Below are 15,155 nucleotides of genomic sequence, written 5' to 3'. Positions count from 1 at the left end.
GCCAGTTTTAGCGCGATGCAGCGTTTCTCGATGGCTCATTTAGCCCACTAAACTTCGCATCTCGTGCCTTGCCTCGCGCTAAAACTGGCTCCGGCGCGGCCGCGAACGAAACGGGAACAGACCCTAGTGACGGCTGCCGCTGATGCGCACCCAGCCGTCTTTCTCGGCAGTGGGGTCGAGGGCGAACGCGTCGGCATAGGCGGCGCGCACCTCGTCGGCCTGCTCGGCAAGAATGCCTGACAGGGCCAGGCGCCCGCCCGGTTTGACCAGGCGGGTGATCTGCGGCGCCAGCGCCACCAGGGGGCCGGCGAGGATGTTGGCGACTACCACGTCGGCCGGCTGCTGCGGCATGGCCTCCGGCAGGTAGAGCGGGAAGCGGGCCGGGTCGATGCCATTGCGCTGGGCATTGTCACGCGAGGCTTCGATGGCCTGAATGTCGATATCCGTACCGACCGCGTGGGGCGCACCGAGCAGCAGGGCGGCAATCGCCAGGATGCCCGAGCCGCAGCCAAAGTCGATGACGCTGCAGTCCTGCAGGGCCTGGCCGTCCAGCCATTCCAGGCACAGCGCGGTGGTCGGGTGGGTGCCGGTGCCGAAGGCCAGGCCCGGATCGAGCAGCAGATTGACCGCATCCGGCTCAGGTGCGGCGTGCCAGCTGGGTACGATCCACAGGCGCTGGCCGAAACGCATCGGCTCGAAGCCGTCCATCCAGCTGCGCTCCCAGTCCTGGTCGGCGATCACTTCGGCGTGGTGCTCCGGCAAGTCAGCGCCGGTCAGCAGTTGCAGGTGAGCGAATACCGCATTGGCGTCGGTATCGGCCTCGAACAGCGCGAGCAGGTGGGTGTGCGACCACAGCGGCGTGGTGCCCAGGTCCGGCTCGAAGATCGGCTGGTCTTCGGCGTCCATAAAGGTCACGGAGACGGCGCCGACTTCCAGCAACGCATCTTCGTAGGTTTGCGCCTGCTCTGGGGTGATGGCGAGACGGACTTGTAACCAGGGCATGGGAAACCTCGTGAGCGTTGTGGCGGGATGGCGCAAATTGGCGCGCAGCTTACTTGAAGCGGTGGGGCCGCTGCCACCGCCGGTCAGGCTGAAACGACAAAGGCTGCCGAATGGCAGCCTTTGTTTAGCACTTCTGTCATGACCTCGCGAGCTAGAGCGAGACAAGGCAAAAACGGCCGAGGAAGCGGAGTTTACTTTTGTAAATGAGCATTCCGAGGCCGTTTTTAACGCAGTATCGCCGACGCGCAGCAGGTCATTGAGCTTAGTGCTTATCCATACCCAGCTTTTTCTCTAGGTAATGGATATTCACGCCGCCTTTGCAGAAGCCTTTGTCACGGACCAGATCGCGGTGCAGGGGCACGTTGGTCTTGATGCCGTCGACGACGATCTCGTCCAGCGCGTTGCGCATACGGGCCAGGGCCTCGTCGCGGTCCTTGCCGTAGGTGATCAGCTTGCCGATCAGCGAGTCGTAGTGCGGTGGCACGGTGTAGCCGCTGTACAGGTGCGAGTCGACGCGTACGCCGAAGCCGCCTGGCGCGTGGAAGTGCTTCACCTTGCCGGGGCAGGGCATGAAGTTGTCCGGGTCTTCGGCGTTGATCCGGCACTCCAGGGCGTGGCCCAGCAGCTTCACATCTTCCTGCTTGTACGACAGCTTGTTGCCCGCGGCGATGCTGAGCATCTCCTTGACGATGTCGACGCCGGTGACCATTTCGGTGACCGGGTGCTCGACCTGTACGCGGGTGTTCATCTCGATGAAGTAGAAACGGCCGTCTTCATAGAGGAACTCGAAGGTGCCGGCGCCGCGGTAACCGATCTCGATGCAGGCATCGACGCAGCGCTGCAGCACTTCGGCACGGGCCTGTTCGTCGATCATCGGTGCAGGGGCTTCTTCCAGTACCTTCTGGTGACGGCGCTGCAGCGAGCAGTCGCGGTCGTACAGGTGGATGGCGTTGCCCTGGCCGTCGGAGAGCACCTGGACTTCCACGTGACGCGGATTGCCGAGGAATTTCTCCAGGTAGACCATGGGGTTGCCGAACACCGAACCGGCTTCGCTGCGGGTCAGCTTGGCCGATTTGATCAGGTCTTCTTCTTTCCACACCACGCGCATGCCACGACCACCGCCGCCGCCAGCGGCCTTGATGATCACTGGGTAGCCGACCTCGCGAGCGATCGCCAGAGCGGTTTCCTCGTCTTCCGGCAGCGGGCCGTCAGAGCCTGGTACCACAGGGACGCCGGCCTTGATCATGGCGTGCTTGGCCGAGACCTTGTCGCCCATCAGGCGAATGGTGTCGGCTTTCGGGCCGATGAAGGCGAAACCGGAGTTCTCCACTTGTTCGGCAAAATCGGCGTTTTCCGCGAGGAAGCCGTAGCCGGGGTGGATCGCGGTGGCGCCGGTGACTTCCGCGGCGCTGATGATCGCCGGGATGTTCAGGTAGGAGGCGGCGCCGGCAGCCGGGCCGATGCACACCGATTCGTCGGCCAGGCCCAGGTGCATCAGTTCACGGTCGGCGGTGGAATGCACCGCGACGGTCTTGATGCCCAGCTCTTTGCACGCTCGCAAGATGCGCAAGGCGATCTCGCCGCGGTTGGCGATCAGCACTTTTTCCAACATCGCAGGCTCTCCGCGGTTCAAACGATGGTGAACAGGGGCTGGTCGTATTCCACCGGCTGGCCGTTCTCGCCCAGGATGGATTCGATCACGCCGCTGGTCTCAGCCTCGATGTGGTTCATCATCTTCATTGCTTCGACGATGCAGAGGATGTCGCCTTTCTTCACGCTCGTACCCACTTCGACGAAGTTCGCCGAGGTTGGGCCGGAGGCGCGGTAGAAGGTGCCGACCATCGGCGAGCGGACCACGGTGCCGTTCAGCTTGGCAGCAGCGGGAGCAGCGGCCTCAGCAGCAGGGGCGGCAGCAACCGGAGCAGCGGCCGGCGCAGGCGCCTGGGCGTACATCGGCTGTTGCATAAAGGTCGGTTGCTTGCTGTGACGGCTGATGCGCACGGATTCTTCGCCTTCGCGAATCTCCAGCTCGTCGATGCCGGACTCTTCCAGCAGTTCGATCAGTTTCTTGACTTTACGAATATCCATAGTGGTCTAACTCCCGGTGAGGTCAGGGTCGTTCAAGTTGTTCGAGTGCGGCCTCCAGGGCCAACCGATACCCGCTGGCGCCAAGGCCGCAGATCACCCCTACAGCAACGTCTGAGAAGTAGGAGTGATGGCGAAATGGTTCACGCTTGTGCACGTTGGAGAGGTGCACTTCGATGAATGGGATGCTCACCGCCAGCAGCGCGTCACGTAATGCGACACTGGTGTGTGTAAAAGCAGCGGGATTGATCAGGATAAAGTCGACACCTTCGGCCTTTGCGGCATGAATGCGTTCGATCAGCTCGTACTCGGCGTTGCTCTGCAGGTACTGCAGATGGTGGCCGGCATCGCGGGCGCGGCGTTCAAGGTCGAGGTTGATCTGTTCCAGTGTGGTGGCGCCGTAGACGCCGGGTTCGCGGGTACCCAACAGGTTGAGGTTGGGGCCATGCAGCACCAGAAAGGTGGACATTCGGGGCAATCCTTGTTTTTAGCTTGCGCAGGACTATGCCGGAGTCGCCTTGCGACTGTCCAGTTCTCGGCAATAGTCAGCACGATGCCCGTAGATTGCGTGAGTTAAATGACTAGGGTCTGTTGCCGTTTCGTTCGCGGCCGCGCCGGAGCCAGTTTTAGCGCGAGGCAAGGCACGAGATGCGAGGTTTAGCTGGCTAAATGAGCCATCGAGAAACGCAGCATCGCGCTAAAACTGGCCCGGCCCTTCGGGTGGGGCCGCCTAGGTTGCGCGCAAAATCTCGCCATGCGTTGTTGGAGGACTTGGCAAGGGAACAACCATTACCTGCGTCCTCCGCCTAGCGGAACGCCGCCCGGCCAGGCGAGATTTTTCGCGGCAACGCGGCTCGCGACGAAACGGCAACAGACCCTAGGAGTGTGTCTGGAGTCGTGGTTCTGTGCGCCCAGGCGGAAAATCTCGTCCGGCCGGGCGGTGTTCCGCTTTAGCGGCGATATTTTCAGCGCGACTGAACGTTGGTCGCGGCTAAAGCCCCTCCTACAGAACGCCACAGAGGGTCTGCTAGAAGCGGGTGCGGGCCTGTTCCAGACGTGCGGCGAAGTCGCGGGCGTTGATTTCGCCGACGACGCGCAGGTCCTGCCATTCCTGGCCGTTGCCGGCGAACAGCTGGATCGCTGGCGGGCCGAACAACTGGTAGCGGTCAAGCAGGGCACGCTGCGCCGGGGTGCTGTCGGTGATGTCGAAGCGCACCAGGCGGTAGTCGCCGAGTTGGCTGCCGACGCTGGGAGCGTTGAGCACTTCGCGTTCGATCACCTTGCAGCTGATGCACCAGTCGGCGTACCAGTCGAGCAGCAGGGGCTGGCCGGCCTGAGCCGCGCTGGCCAGTGCGGCGTCCAGTTCGGCGGGCTGGCTGACGGTCTGCCAGTTACCTGCCTGCACGACTGCGCCTGTTGCTGTGCTCACCGGGTGGCCGAGGGGGCGCAGCGGGTCTTCTTCACCGCGCAGGGCGCCGGTCCAGGCGGCCAGGGCGTACACCAGCAGGGCCAGGCCAGCGAGCTGGGCGAGTTTGCCGCGGCTGCTCTTGGCAGTGAACTCCAGGGCGCCGAGGAACAGTGCCACGCCTGCCGCCAGCAGGCCCCACAGGGCAAGCGACAGCGGGCCGGGCAGTACGCGCTCGAGCAGCCAGATCGACACCGCCAGCAGCATTACGCCGAAGGCGTTGCGCACCACCACCATCCAGTTGCCGGACTTCGGCAGCAGCGCGCCGCCACCGGCGCCGAACAGCACCAGTGGTGTGCCCATGCCCAGGCCCAGGGCAAACAGCTGCAAGCCGCCGCCGACGGCATCGCCGGTGCTGCTGATATACAGCAGCAGGGCCGTCAGTGGGGCGGTGATGCACGGCGAGACGATCAGGCTGGAGAGTACGCCCAGGGTCGCTGCGCCGGCAATCGAGCCGCCCTGGGTCTGCGCCGCCTTGCGGTCCAGGCGCTCGCGGATAAAGGCCGGCAGGCGCAGTTCGAAGACGCCGAACATGGCGGCAGCGAACAGGCTGAAGAACGCTGCAAAAGGCACCAGGATCCACGGCGACTGCAGCATGGCCTGCAGGTTGAGGCTGGCGCCGAACAGGCCCATCAGGGCGCCGAGCACGGCATAACAGGCGGCCATCGGCAACACGTAGGCCAGGGACAGCACCAGGCCGCGGCGGTTGCTCGGTCGCCCGCGCAGCACTACGCCGGAGAGGATCGGCAGCATCGGCAGCACGCAGGGGGTAAAGGTCAGGCCCAGGCCGGCGAGGAAGAACAGCGCCATGTCGCGCCATTGCCAACTGCTGGCTGGCGCCGCCGTACCTGCGTCGACCAGGCCACCGCCAATTTTCAGCACTTCGCTTTCCGGCGGGTAGCACAGGCCCTTGTCGGCGCAGCCCTGGTAGCCAACGGTCAGGTTGAACGGCTGGTTATTCGGGTTGTTGACGGGGACGTCGACATCCAGCACCTCGTAGTAGACCTCGACATCGCCGAAGAACTCGTCGGTCTTGTGCTGACCTTGCGGCAGGCTCACCTCGCCGGCGATCAGGCCGTCTGGCTGGGTGCTGAATTGCAGGCGATGGCGGTACAGGTAGTAGCCTTCGGCCGCGACGAAACGCAGCTTGATCCGCTCGGGCGTGCTCTCGACCAGGCTGAGCTTGAACGCCTCGTGCACGGGCAGAAAGTCCGCGCTGTTGTTCAAGGGCGCGCCGAGTGGGGTGGCGGCAGGGCGCTGATCAAACAGGCCGGCGCTGGCCGGCAGGGTCAACAGCAGCAGAAGCAGGGGCAGCAGGCGGCGCATGGTGTACTCGCAGGGCGGGCTGAGCGCGCATCATACCCAAGTCCTGGCGCCGACCCCAGGCGGCGCAGTGGCGCAGGCTGTCAGCGGATATTGCTGGCGGCGCCTGGGCGCCGGCTGTCAGGCCTGCACGCGGAAGCGTTGCACGGCGCGATGCAGTTGCCCGCCGAGTTGCAGCAAGGTGTCGCCCTGCTCACGGCTCTGGGTGATGCGCTGCAGGTTGTCGCTGCCGAGTTGGTGAATGCCCTCGCTGTGGTCGCGCACGTCGGCAACGGCGTCACGTTGCTGCGCCGACGCATCGGCGATGCGCTGGGTCATGCTGGCTATGGTGCGAATGGCCGCGACGCTGTCGTCCAGCGCGCCTTCAGCCGATTCGGCCTGGGTTGCGGTGGCTTGGGCGTGGTCGACTTGCGCACGCATGGCGCTGACCGATTGGTGGGCGGCTTGTTGCAGGCGACCGATGACGCCCTGGATCTCGCTGGTGGCGCTGGTGGTGCGTTGCGACAGTGAGCGTACTTCGTCGGCGACCACGGCAAAGCCACGCCCGGCCTCGCCAGCGCGCGCCGCTTCGATGGCGGCGTTGAGCGCGAGCAGGTTGGTCTGTTCGGCAATGCTGCGAATCACCGTCAGCACGCTGTCGATGGTCGCAGTTTCCGCTGCCAGGGACTCGATGGCCTGGGCGTTGTGCTGCACTTCATCGACCAGTGCATGCAGGCCACTCAGGCTTTGCGCGATGACCTGCTGACCTGCGCTCAGCGCACGTTCGGCCTCGCGACCGGCGTCGGCGGCTTGCTGGGTATCCCCGGCGACCTGCTGGATGGTCTGCTCCAGGGCGCCGAGTGCATCGCGGATCTGCGCTGTCTCGACCGCCTGGTGTTCGGCGCTGTCATGCAGGCCGCCGTTGAGTTCGGCCAGGCTGCCGCTGGTGCTGGCCACGGCTTCTGCATGCTGGCGAATGGTGCCGACCAGCTCGCCCAGGTAAGTGCGCAGACGGTTGAGCGAGGCCTCGATATCCTGCAGCTCGCGGGTGCGCGTGGCCATTTGTACCCCGCTCGAGAAGTCGCCGGCTGCCCAGGCCGACAGAGTTGGCACCAGATTGCTCAGCAGGCGGCTCAGGCGGCGCTGCAGGCTGTCGATGGTCAGTGCGATCAGCAGGATCAGCCCGATCATCACGCCTTGCAGCAGGCGCACTTCGCCCTGGATGCGGCCGTGCTCGGCACGTACCCGTGGCTCCAGCGCAGCAAGCGCCTGCTGCACCTGGCCGATGCGCTCCTGGGTTTGCTGGGCAAGGGCCTGGCGCTGTTCGATCAGTGTGCGGGTGCGCGCCAGTTCGGCCGGGTAGCGCGCGACCAGACTGGCCAGTTCGCGCTTGAGGGCGATGCCGCGGTCTTCGCTGGGAGCGGCCTCGGTTTCCTGCTCCAGGCCCATCATCGCGGCGAAGTTGTTGCTTGGGTCGGCTTCGCTGGTCTGGGCTACGCCGAGCAATGGCAATGCCTCGAGTTGGCGCAGTTGCTCACCCAGGGCAGCCAGCTCGCGCTCGACGTCAGCTGCCAGTTCGCTGCGGCCGCTGCTCATCAAGCGCTCACGGGCGTGGGCCAGGCGTGTCAGGTGCTGGGCGATGTCGAACAGGCGGCGTGGGTAGGCGGCTGTATCGCTGGTGCTGCCGGCCTGGTCGGCGTAAGCGACGAGTTGCGCCAGGTTGCCGGCCATTTCCCGTTCAGCCTGCAGCAGCAGGCCCTGGGGATCACCCGCCAGCTTGCCAGCGGCAAGCAACTCGCCGCGGCTGAATTCGGCCAGTTCTGCGAGGCTGCGCTGCAGGTCCGTGGCTAGATCCGCCGGCAGCTCGGCCAGCAGTGGGGCGAGGGCGTCCAGATTATGCAGCGCGCTGCTGTGGCGCGTGGCGTCGCCACTGGCGAGGTAGGCGTCGATGTCGTTGGCCACTTGCTGCTGGAAGTCTTGCGACAGGCTGAGGTAGCGCTCCATCAGCTGATAAGGGCGCTCCAGGGCGCGCTGGGACCACCAGAGGGTCATGCCCAAGGCGATGCACACGGTAACCAGCAGCAGGGTGTTGAGGTTGGTAAGGGTTTTGAGGCGCATGGCGGGCTCGACCGGCAGGGGGCGAAGGCTCGGCCTGGGTGGCCGTCATGGCGCATAGGTTATGGCAGTTTGGTGACAGTAAAATGACAGACGCTTCTCTGGCGCCTGTTGTCAGGCGAATACCGCAACGCGGTTGCGGCCTCCATTCTTGGCCACGTACAGCGCCTGGTCGGCCTGCTGTGAAAGGGTCTTGCCGTCCATTTCGCCAGCCAGCTCGGCGATACCGCAACTGAACGTGCAGCACAGGTCTTGAGGTTGCGCGGGGTAGTGGATTTCGGCGAAGCGACGACGAATTTCGTCGAGGACATGGGCCGCCGTACGCGCGTCGGTATTGGGCATTACCACGGCGAACTCTTCGCCACCGTAGCGGCCGATATGATCGCTCTTGCGCAGCCGCTGCTTGAGGAACAGCGCCAGGCTCTTGATCACCCGGTCGCCCATGGGGTGGCCGTAGTTGTCGTTGACCTTCTTGAAAAAGTCGATATCGATCATCGCGAAGCTCAGCGGCTGCTCGTCACGCTGGGCACGGTAGCGGGCATCTTCGAGCAGTTGCAGGGTATGCGTGTGGTTGTACAGCCCGGTCAGGCTGTCGCGCACCATGCGCGCCTTGAGGCTGCGCGCGCGGGCGGCGCGGTTGCGTACCGTGGCGATCAGGTGGCGTGGTTTGATGGGTTTGGTGAGAAAGTCGTCGCCGCCTTCACTCATGGCGTCGAGCTGTTTGTCCAGGTCATCTTCGGCGGACAGGTAGATGATCGGTACGCTGACGTAACGGTCATTGTGGCGGATCACCTTGGCCAGTTCGGTGCCACTGCAGGCCGGCATGTACATGTCGAGGATGATCAGGTCTGGTTGGAACTCGGCCAGCTCGGCCATGGCCTCGATGGGCTCGGTGAGCGTACGGGTAACGATGCCGGCGCTGTTGAGTACCCGCTCGGTATGGGTAGCCTGGGCGCGTGAATCGTCGACGATCAATACGCGGTAAGGGTCGTACTGGGCGACATGGGTGAGCACTTCAATACGCTCGAGCAGACTCGAGGCGTCCAGGGTGCCGGTGAAGAATTCTTGCCCGCCAGCTCGTACGGCGGCGAGGCGGGTAGGGGTGTCGGTGTCGTCGTGGCTGTAGAACAGCAGCGGGATCTTGTCTTCCAGGCCTTGTTGCACGGCTTCGGCAAGGGCCAGGCCCATCCCGGTGCCAGAGAAGTTGACATCCATCAGGATCGCCGCCGGGTGACGTTCGAGCATGGCCGCCCGAAAGGCGTTGGCCGTTTCGAGGGGTTGCGCGCTCATGCCGAAATAGTCCAATTGATGGGCCAGGCGCTCAGCCCGCTCTACATGCTGCAAGGCCAGGTAAACCGGCTTGCGCAGCGGCGGCAGAATGGTCTGTTCGAAATGGTCGCCGCGGCGTAGACCAGTCCGCGAGAGGCGCTGCATCAGCTGGTTGAGCTCACTGATCATGCCGCTGTTGAGGCGCCCGCGGTTACTGGCCACGGCATCCAGGCAGCGCACGATGCTGGCGGCCAGCTGGCTGTGCTCGGCCTGCTCAAAACGCTCTGCGTAGCGGTGCAGCAGAAGCGTGGCGTCGGCCAGTTCCTGCATGCCGTTGTCGCTCCACTCACTGCGCTGCATGCGCTGCCAGGTTTCCAGAACCTGTCGCGCCTGGTGGATCACCCGCTGTGCGAAGTGCTGTTTGAGGCGGTCGTGGCTGGGTTCTTCGTGGTCGGGCATGGGCTGGCCCCTGGGGCAGAAATTTGCGCAAGTGGTGGCGGTATGCTAGCACCGTGGGTGGCCACGACTAGTACCGTCGATCAACTGGCGCCAGCCTTTCATCATTACGTCAGCGCGGTGGCTGCGCCAGTGCAGCGCTGCGTTTGTGCCTTCACTCCCTTATAGTGGTGGTATTAAGGGCGCAACCCCTGGCTGGGGTCGTGGTCGAACACCTGAATGCCTCTCGATGGAAGGATACTGCCATGCTGGATTGGAAGAACCGCACCGCTGCTGGCTCTGACGGCGCAACCGCCGCGGACTCCGGCACTCGCCGAAGCCTGCCGGGTGGGCGCATCGGTCGCCTGCTGGCGGTCCTGCTGGGCCTGTACCTGATCGCCTGCGTGGTGGTCGGCTGGTACTGGAGTCAGGAGCCTGATCTGTTTCCGGTGACCCAGCATGCCGAGGCTGCGGCCCAGTCGGCACAGCGGCAGATGACCAAGGGCTATACCACGGTCGAAACCCTCAAGCAGGTCGCCAGCACCCTGATGGACAAGCCCGGTGGCTACCTGTCCAACGACCTGGCGCCGCCTGGTCTGTGGCTCGACAACATGCCCAGCTGGGAATACGGCGTACTGGTGCAGGTGCGTGACTTGTCTCGCGCGCTGCGCAAGGACTTCGCCCGCTCGCAGTCGCAGTCCACTGAGGACGCCGACCTGGCGCGCGCCGAGCCGCGCTTCAACTTCGACAACAAGAGCTGGGCGCTGCCGGCTTCGGAAGCCGAGTACCGTGACGGTATTGCCTCGCTGGATCGCTACCTGGCGCGCCTGGCCGACCCGAGCCAGTCGAATGCGCAGTTCTATACCCGCGCCGACAACCTGAACAACTGGTTCGGCGATGTAGCTACGCGTCTGGGTTCGTTGTCGCAGCGCCTGTCGGCGAGTGTCGGCCAGGTGCGCCTGAACACTGATGCCAAAGACCCAGCAACCCTGGCCGAAGGCGAAGTGCCGGAAGTCACCGAACGCATCTACGAAACCCCATGGCTGCAGATCGATAACGTGTTCTACGAAGCACGCGGCCAGGCCTGGGCGCTGTCGCACCTGCTGCGCGCGATCGAGGTGGACTTTGCCGATGTACTGGCCAAGAAGAATGCCACCGTCAGCGTGCGGCAGATTATCCGTGAGCTGGAGGCTGCCCAGGAAACCCTGTGGAGCCCGATGATCCTTAACGGCAGCGGCTATGGTTTGCTGGCCAACCATTCGCTGGTCATGGCCAACTATATTTCGCGGGCCAATGCCGCGGTGATCGACCTGCGTCAACTGCTGTCGCAGGGTTGAGGCGTGTCGCATAGCGCCAGTGAGGCCGCGCACCGTGCGGCCTCCGATGCCGAGCTGATCGCCTGGGTGGACGAGCAGGATGTTCTGCTGGGCAGCCTGCCGCGCGCCGAGTTGCGTGCCCGCGGGCTGATCGGTCGGGGCACCTTTATTCTGTTGTTCAATAGCCGTGGCGAGCTGTGCGTGCACCGGCGCACCCTGAGCAAGGCAGTGTATCCCGGGTACTGGGATGTCGCCGCCGGCGGCATGGTGGCGGCCGGCGAGGACTACGCAGAGTCGGCGGCGCGTGAGCTGTTCGAGGAATTAGGCGTGAGCGGCGTGACCTTGCGCGCGCACCGACGCTTTTTCTTCGATCAGCCGGACAATCGCCTGTGGTGCGCGGTGTTCTCGGCGGTTTCCGATGCGCCGCTGCTGCTGCAGCCCGAAGAGGTGCTGGAAGCACGCTTCATTCCCCCGCAGCAGGCTCTGGCCGAAGCCGCCGAGCGCGACTACTGCCCGGATTCGCTGCAGGCGCTGCGGCACTATCTGGCGTCCACGACTTCCTGAATTCACCTGCCAGCGGCCTGGGATCGTTTACAGGCTGTTCAGCATCCTGCACGGCGTCGCCCTTTCACGGGTTTTTGCCGCATTTTTACCCTTAGCAGCGCGCGGGTTTGCCGGTACACTGCGCCGCCCGAGCCACTGCGCTCGGATGCGCCGCCCCTGCCAGAGTGGGGCCTCGCGGTCGTCTTCGGTCGGCCAGTCGCTATCCTGACCCCTACGAGGAAAAGCCGGTGGTCAAGAAAGCTTCGTCATTCGCCGCCCTGAGCGGTTTGGTGTACTCCACCGACAGCGGTCGCCACTGCCCCGAGTGCAGTCAGCCGGTGGATGCCTGTATCTGCAAGCAGACCCTGATCCCTGAAGGTGACGGCATTGCCCGTGTGCGCCGCGAGACCAAAGGTCGCGGCGGCAAGACAGTCACCACCGTCAGCGGCGTGCCCTTGGCTGAAGATCCACTCAAGGATCTCGCCAGCGCCCTGAAAAAACGCTGCGGCTGCGGTGGCTCGCTCAAGGATGGGGTTATCGAGATCCAGGGCGATCATGTCGAGTTGCTGCTCGACGAGCTGGGTAAACGCGGCTTCAAGGCCAAGAAATCCGGCGGCTGATGGCCTGCCTTGTAAACTTCCCCGGCCATTGATCAGTCAATTGCCGGGTAACTGTCATTTCCACACCCTATTCTTCGGCCATGTATGAGTTACCTGTTGAGCGCGTTCTAGGGGCGAATGTATTCGCGAAATTCGCGGCACAATCGCGAATAAATTCGCTCCTACACCTGCACGATTGCTGCATCAACAGCCAGCTATGGCATGACTTATTCTTTTCCCGTCCGGTTTCGCCGGGCGCTATCGCCACCAAGGGAGACTTCGATGTCTGCACGACGCACACGCAAAGATGACGGCAGCCAGTGGACAGTCGCGGACAGTCGCAGCGTCTATGGCATCCGGCATTGGGGCGCGGGGTATTTCGCGATCAATGACCAGGGCCGTGTCGAAGTGCGTCCCAACGGCCCGCAGAGCACGCCGATCGACCTCTTCGAACAGGTCGACCAACTGCGCCAGAGCGGCCTCAGCCTGCCGCTGTTGGTGCGTTTCCCGGATATTCTTCAGGACCGCGTGCGCCAGCTGACCGGTGCCTTCGACGCCAATATCGCGCGTTTGGGCTACGAAAGCCGTTACACCGCGCTGTACCCGATCAAGGTCAACCAGCAGGAAGCGGTGGTGGAAAACATCATCGCCACCCAGGACGTGTCCATCGGCCTGGAGGCTGGCTCCAAGCCTGAGCTGATGGCGGTGCTGGCGCTGGCGCCGAAGGGCGGCACCATCGTCTGCAACGGCTACAAGGACCGCGAGTTCATCCGCCTGGCGCTGATGGGCCAGAAGCTCGGCCACAACGTATTTATCGTCATCGAGAAAGAATCCGAAGTGCAGTTGGTGATCGAGGAGGCGGCCGAACTCAAGGTCGCCCCGCAGATCGGCCTGCGCGTGCGCCTGTCGTCCCTTGCCTCGAGCAAGTGGGCCGACACCGGCGGCGAGAAGTCCAAGTTCGGCCTGTCGGCGGCGCAACTGCTGTCGGTGGTCGAGCGCTTCCGCGAGGCCGGTCTGGATCAGGGCATCCGCCTGCTGCACTTCCACATGGGGTCGCAGATCGCCAACCTGGCCGACTACCAGCACGGCTTCAAGGAAGCCATTCGTTATTACGGCGAGCTGCGCGGCCTCGGCCTGCCGGTCGACCATATCGATGTGGGCGGCGGTCTGGGTGTGGATTACGACGGCACCCATTCGCGTAATGCCAGCTCGATCAACTACGACATGGACGACTACGCCGGTGTAGTGGTCGGCATGCTCAAGGAGTTCTGCGATGCCCAGGCGCTGCCCCATCCGCACATCTTCTCGGAGAGCGGCCGCTCGCTGACCGCGCACCACGCCATGCTGGTGGTGCAGGTCACTGACGTGGAAAAACACAACGACGTCATCCCGACCATCGAGGACGTCACCGGCCTGCCGGAGACCGTACGTTACCTGGTTGAACTGCTCGGCCCGACTGACCTGGAAATGGTCACCGAGACCTACTGGCGCGCGACGCACTACATGAGCGACGTGGCTGCGCAGTACGCCGAAGGCAAGCTCAGCCTGACTGACAAGGCCCTGGCCGAGCAATGCTACTTCGCCGTTTGCCGACGCCTGCACAACTCGCTCAAGGCGCGGCAGCGTTCGCACCGCCAGGTGCTCGATGAGCTCAATGACAAGCTCGCCGACAAGTACATCTGCAACTTCTCGGTGTTCCAGAGCCTGCCGGACACCTGGGCCATCGGCCAGGTGTTGCCGATTCTGCCGCTCAATCGCCTCGACGAAGAGCCGCTGCGCCGCGCCGTACTGCAGGACCTGACCTGCGACTCCGACGGCAAGATCCGCCAGTACGTCGATGAGCAGAGCATCGAGACCAGCCTGCCGGTGCACGAAGTGCGCGAGGGTGAGGACTACCTGCTGGGGATCTTCCTGGTCGGTGCCTACCAGGAAATTCTCGGTGACATGCACAACCTGTTCGGCGACACCGATTCGGTGAACATCTACCAGAAGACTGATGGCAGCGTGTACCACGCCGGTATCGAGACCCACGACACCATCGAGGACATGCTGCGCTACGTGCACCTGTCGCCCGAGGAGTTGATGACCCACTACCGCGACAAGGTGGCCAGCGCCAAGATCAGCCCACGCGAACGCACCCAGTACCTCGATGCCCTGCGCCTGGGCCTGACCCGTTCGTCCTACCTGTCGTCCTGAGGCGCCCTGCGAACGGCCCCAGGGGCCGTTCGCCAGGTCATTCCGCTGGCGTTGGCAGGTTCTCGCGCAGCATAAACAGGCGGAACAGCACCACGCAGGTGAACAACTGCAGGAAGCCGCCCAGGGTGCTGATGAGCACACTGAGCAGGGCGTCTGGCTGGTTTTCCGGGGTGGGAAAAAGCCAGACCTCCAGGGTCCAGACCGGCACCATCACCGCCAGCACGCAGAGCAGGATGGGCCAGAAGTACCCCGTGGTCATGTCGAAGCTGGCGCGCAATGCGCTCAGTGGGGGCAGGCCGCGCAGCACCAACAGGAACTCGCCGAACGACAGCTTGATCATCAGCCACAGCCCCGGCAGCACGAACAGCGAGGCGCCGAGCATGATCGCCAGGGTGCTCACACTCGCCAGCAGGGCATAGGCCGGCCACAGGCGCAGGCTGTGGGCCAGTACGTCACGGTTGCTGGGCGTGTCGCCCTGGCTGCGTGCTGCGAGAAACAGAATCAGCGCGCCGCTGTACAGCGGGTAGAACAGCAGCCCGATCATCACGCTGGCCAGGGCTGCCGAGCCCGTGTCGACCTGCCCACCGAACACTTGCTGAACCACGGATTCGAGCAGAATCAGCGGTAGGCACAGGCGCGCGATGGCTGCCAGGTTGTGACTGAAGAAGTAGCAGGCGTCGCGTAGGGCATCGAGTGCATTCATGGCAAGGGCATAAACAGGGATTGGCCTGACACTTTAGCAGACCCTGGCACCTACGCCCGCGCGTGGCGGCGCAGGTCTGGCATACTGCGCTCCTTTGCCCATGCCTGATGGCGAGCCCCAGCGGC

At 64.1% G+C, this 15,155-nt stretch carries 12 protein-coding genes; 4 read left to right on the top strand and 8 right to left on the bottom strand.

Going from position 1 to position 15,155, the window contains the following annotated elements; genetic code table 11:
* Nucleotides 1-123: 123 nt before the first annotated feature.
* From prmA to BMW49_RS14730, 7 genes are all read right to left on the bottom strand, one after another.
* On the bottom strand, nt 124-1,002 hold the full coding sequence (prmA, locus tag BMW49_RS14760) for a 50S ribosomal protein L11 methyltransferase (RefSeq protein WP_069522619.1): 879 nt from the start codon (nt 1,000-1,002) through the stop codon (nt 124-126).
* Between the two features lie 262 nt (nt 1,003-1,264).
* Nucleotides 1,265-2,614: an acetyl-CoA carboxylase biotin carboxylase subunit gene (gene accC, locus BMW49_RS14755; RefSeq protein WP_069522621.1), complete on the bottom strand. Its 1,350-nt coding sequence runs from the start codon at nt 2,612-2,614 to the stop codon at nt 1,265-1,267.
* Nucleotides 2,615-2,631: 17 nt separating this feature from the next.
* A complete protein-coding gene (gene accB / locus BMW49_RS14750) occupies nt 2,632-3,090 on the bottom strand; it encodes an acetyl-CoA carboxylase biotin carboxyl carrier protein (protein WP_069522624.1) in 459 nt (152 codons plus the stop codon).
* A 22-nt stretch (nt 3,091-3,112) separates the two neighbouring features.
* A complete protein-coding gene (gene aroQ / locus BMW49_RS14745; RefSeq protein WP_069522626.1) occupies nt 3,113-3,556 on the bottom strand; it encodes a type II 3-dehydroquinate dehydratase in 444 nt (147 codons plus the stop codon).
* A gap of 558 nt (nt 3,557-4,114) precedes the next feature.
* Nucleotides 4,115-5,878 carry a protein-disulfide reductase DsbD gene (locus BMW49_RS14740; protein ID WP_069520513.1) on the bottom strand — a complete coding sequence of 588 codons (1,764 nt, stop codon included), beginning with the start codon at nt 5,876-5,878 and terminating at the stop codon, nt 4,115-4,117.
* Between the two features lie 117 nt (nt 5,879-5,995).
* Entirely contained in the window at nt 5,996-6,916 is a 921-nt protein-coding gene (locus BMW49_RS25650) for a methyl-accepting chemotaxis protein (protein ID WP_425272765.1), read from the bottom strand.
* A 1,167-nt stretch (nt 6,917-8,083) separates the two neighbouring features.
* A complete protein-coding gene (locus BMW49_RS14730; RefSeq protein ID WP_069520515.1) occupies nt 8,084-9,697 on the bottom strand; it encodes a response regulator in 1,614 nt (537 codons plus the stop codon).
* 242 nt (nt 9,698-9,939) lie between these two features.
* Between BMW49_RS14730 and BMW49_RS14725 the strand changes: the two genes are divergently transcribed.
* The 4 genes from BMW49_RS14725 to speA all read left to right on the top strand — a co-directional run bounded on the left by BMW49_RS14725 (nt 9,940) and on the right by speA (nt 14,327).
* Entirely contained in the window at nt 9,940-11,010 is a 1,071-nt protein-coding gene (locus BMW49_RS14725) for a DUF2333 family protein (RefSeq protein ID WP_069520516.1), read from the top strand.
* Nucleotides 11,011-11,013: 3 nt separating this feature from the next.
* Nucleotides 11,014-11,553, top strand: a complete 540-nt coding sequence (locus BMW49_RS14720) for an NUDIX hydrolase (protein ID WP_069520518.1) — start codon at nt 11,014-11,016, stop codon at nt 11,551-11,553.
* A 227-nt stretch (nt 11,554-11,780) separates the two neighbouring features.
* Nucleotides 11,781-12,152: a translation initiation factor Sui1 gene (locus tag BMW49_RS14715; protein ID WP_069520523.1), complete on the top strand. Its 372-nt coding sequence runs from the start codon at nt 11,781-11,783 to the stop codon at nt 12,150-12,152.
* 261 nt (nt 12,153-12,413) lie between these two features.
* The gene (gene speA, locus BMW49_RS14710; RefSeq protein ID WP_069520525.1) at nt 12,414-14,327 is read left to right on the top strand and encodes an arginine decarboxylase; all 1,914 of its coding nucleotides are present in this window, start codon (nt 12,414-12,416) and stop codon (nt 14,325-14,327) included.
* A gap of 37 nt (nt 14,328-14,364) precedes the next feature.
* On the opposite strand, the gene BMW49_RS14705 is transcribed toward speA, so the two are convergent.
* On the bottom strand, nt 14,365-15,030 hold the full coding sequence (locus BMW49_RS14705; RefSeq protein ID WP_069520527.1) for a YciC family protein: 666 nt from the start codon (nt 15,028-15,030) through the stop codon (nt 14,365-14,367).
* Between the last annotated feature and the right edge of the window lie 125 nt (nt 15,031-15,155).

Source organism: Pseudomonas cuatrocienegasensis, assembly GCF_900110925.1.
Classification (GTDB): Bacteria; Pseudomonadota; Gammaproteobacteria; order Pseudomonadales; family Pseudomonadaceae; genus Aquipseudomonas; species Aquipseudomonas cuatrocienegasensis.
This window is presented reverse-complemented; position numbering and strand designations above follow the sequence as displayed.

Excerpts from the sequence above, each read along its gene's own strand:
- prmA (WP_069522619.1), bottom strand. The coding sequence starts at position 1,002 with ATGCCCTGGTTACAAGTCCGTCTCGCCATCACCCCAGAGCAGGCGCAA.
- accC (WP_069522621.1), bottom strand. The coding sequence starts at position 2,614 with ATGTTGGAAAAAGTGCTGATCGCCAACCGCGGCGAGATCGCCTTGCGC.
- accB (WP_069522624.1), bottom strand. The coding sequence starts at position 3,090 with ATGGATATTCGTAAAGTCAAGAAACTGATCGAACTGCTGGAAGAGTCC.
- aroQ (WP_069522626.1), bottom strand. The coding sequence starts at position 3,556 with ATGTCCACCTTTCTGGTGCTGCATGGCCCCAACCTCAACCTGTTGGGT.
- BMW49_RS14740 (WP_069520513.1), bottom strand. The coding sequence starts at position 5,878 with ATGCGCCGCCTGCTGCCCCTGCTTCTGCTGCTGTTGACCCTGCCGGCC.
- BMW49_RS25650 (WP_425272765.1), bottom strand. The coding sequence starts at position 6,916 with ATGGCCACGCGCACCCGCGAGCTGCAGGATATCGAGGCCTCGCTCAAC.
- BMW49_RS14730 (WP_069520515.1), bottom strand. The coding sequence starts at position 9,697 with ATGCCCGACCACGAAGAACCCAGCCACGACCGCCTCAAACAGCACTTC.
- BMW49_RS14725 (WP_069520516.1), top strand. The coding sequence starts at position 9,940 with ATGCTGGATTGGAAGAACCGCACCGCTGCTGGCTCTGACGGCGCAACC.
- speA (WP_069520525.1), top strand. The coding sequence starts at position 12,414 with ATGTCTGCACGACGCACACGCAAAGATGACGGCAGCCAGTGGACAGTC.
- BMW49_RS14705 (WP_069520527.1), bottom strand. The coding sequence starts at position 15,030 with ATGAATGCACTCGATGCCCTACGCGACGCCTGCTACTTCTTCAGTCAC.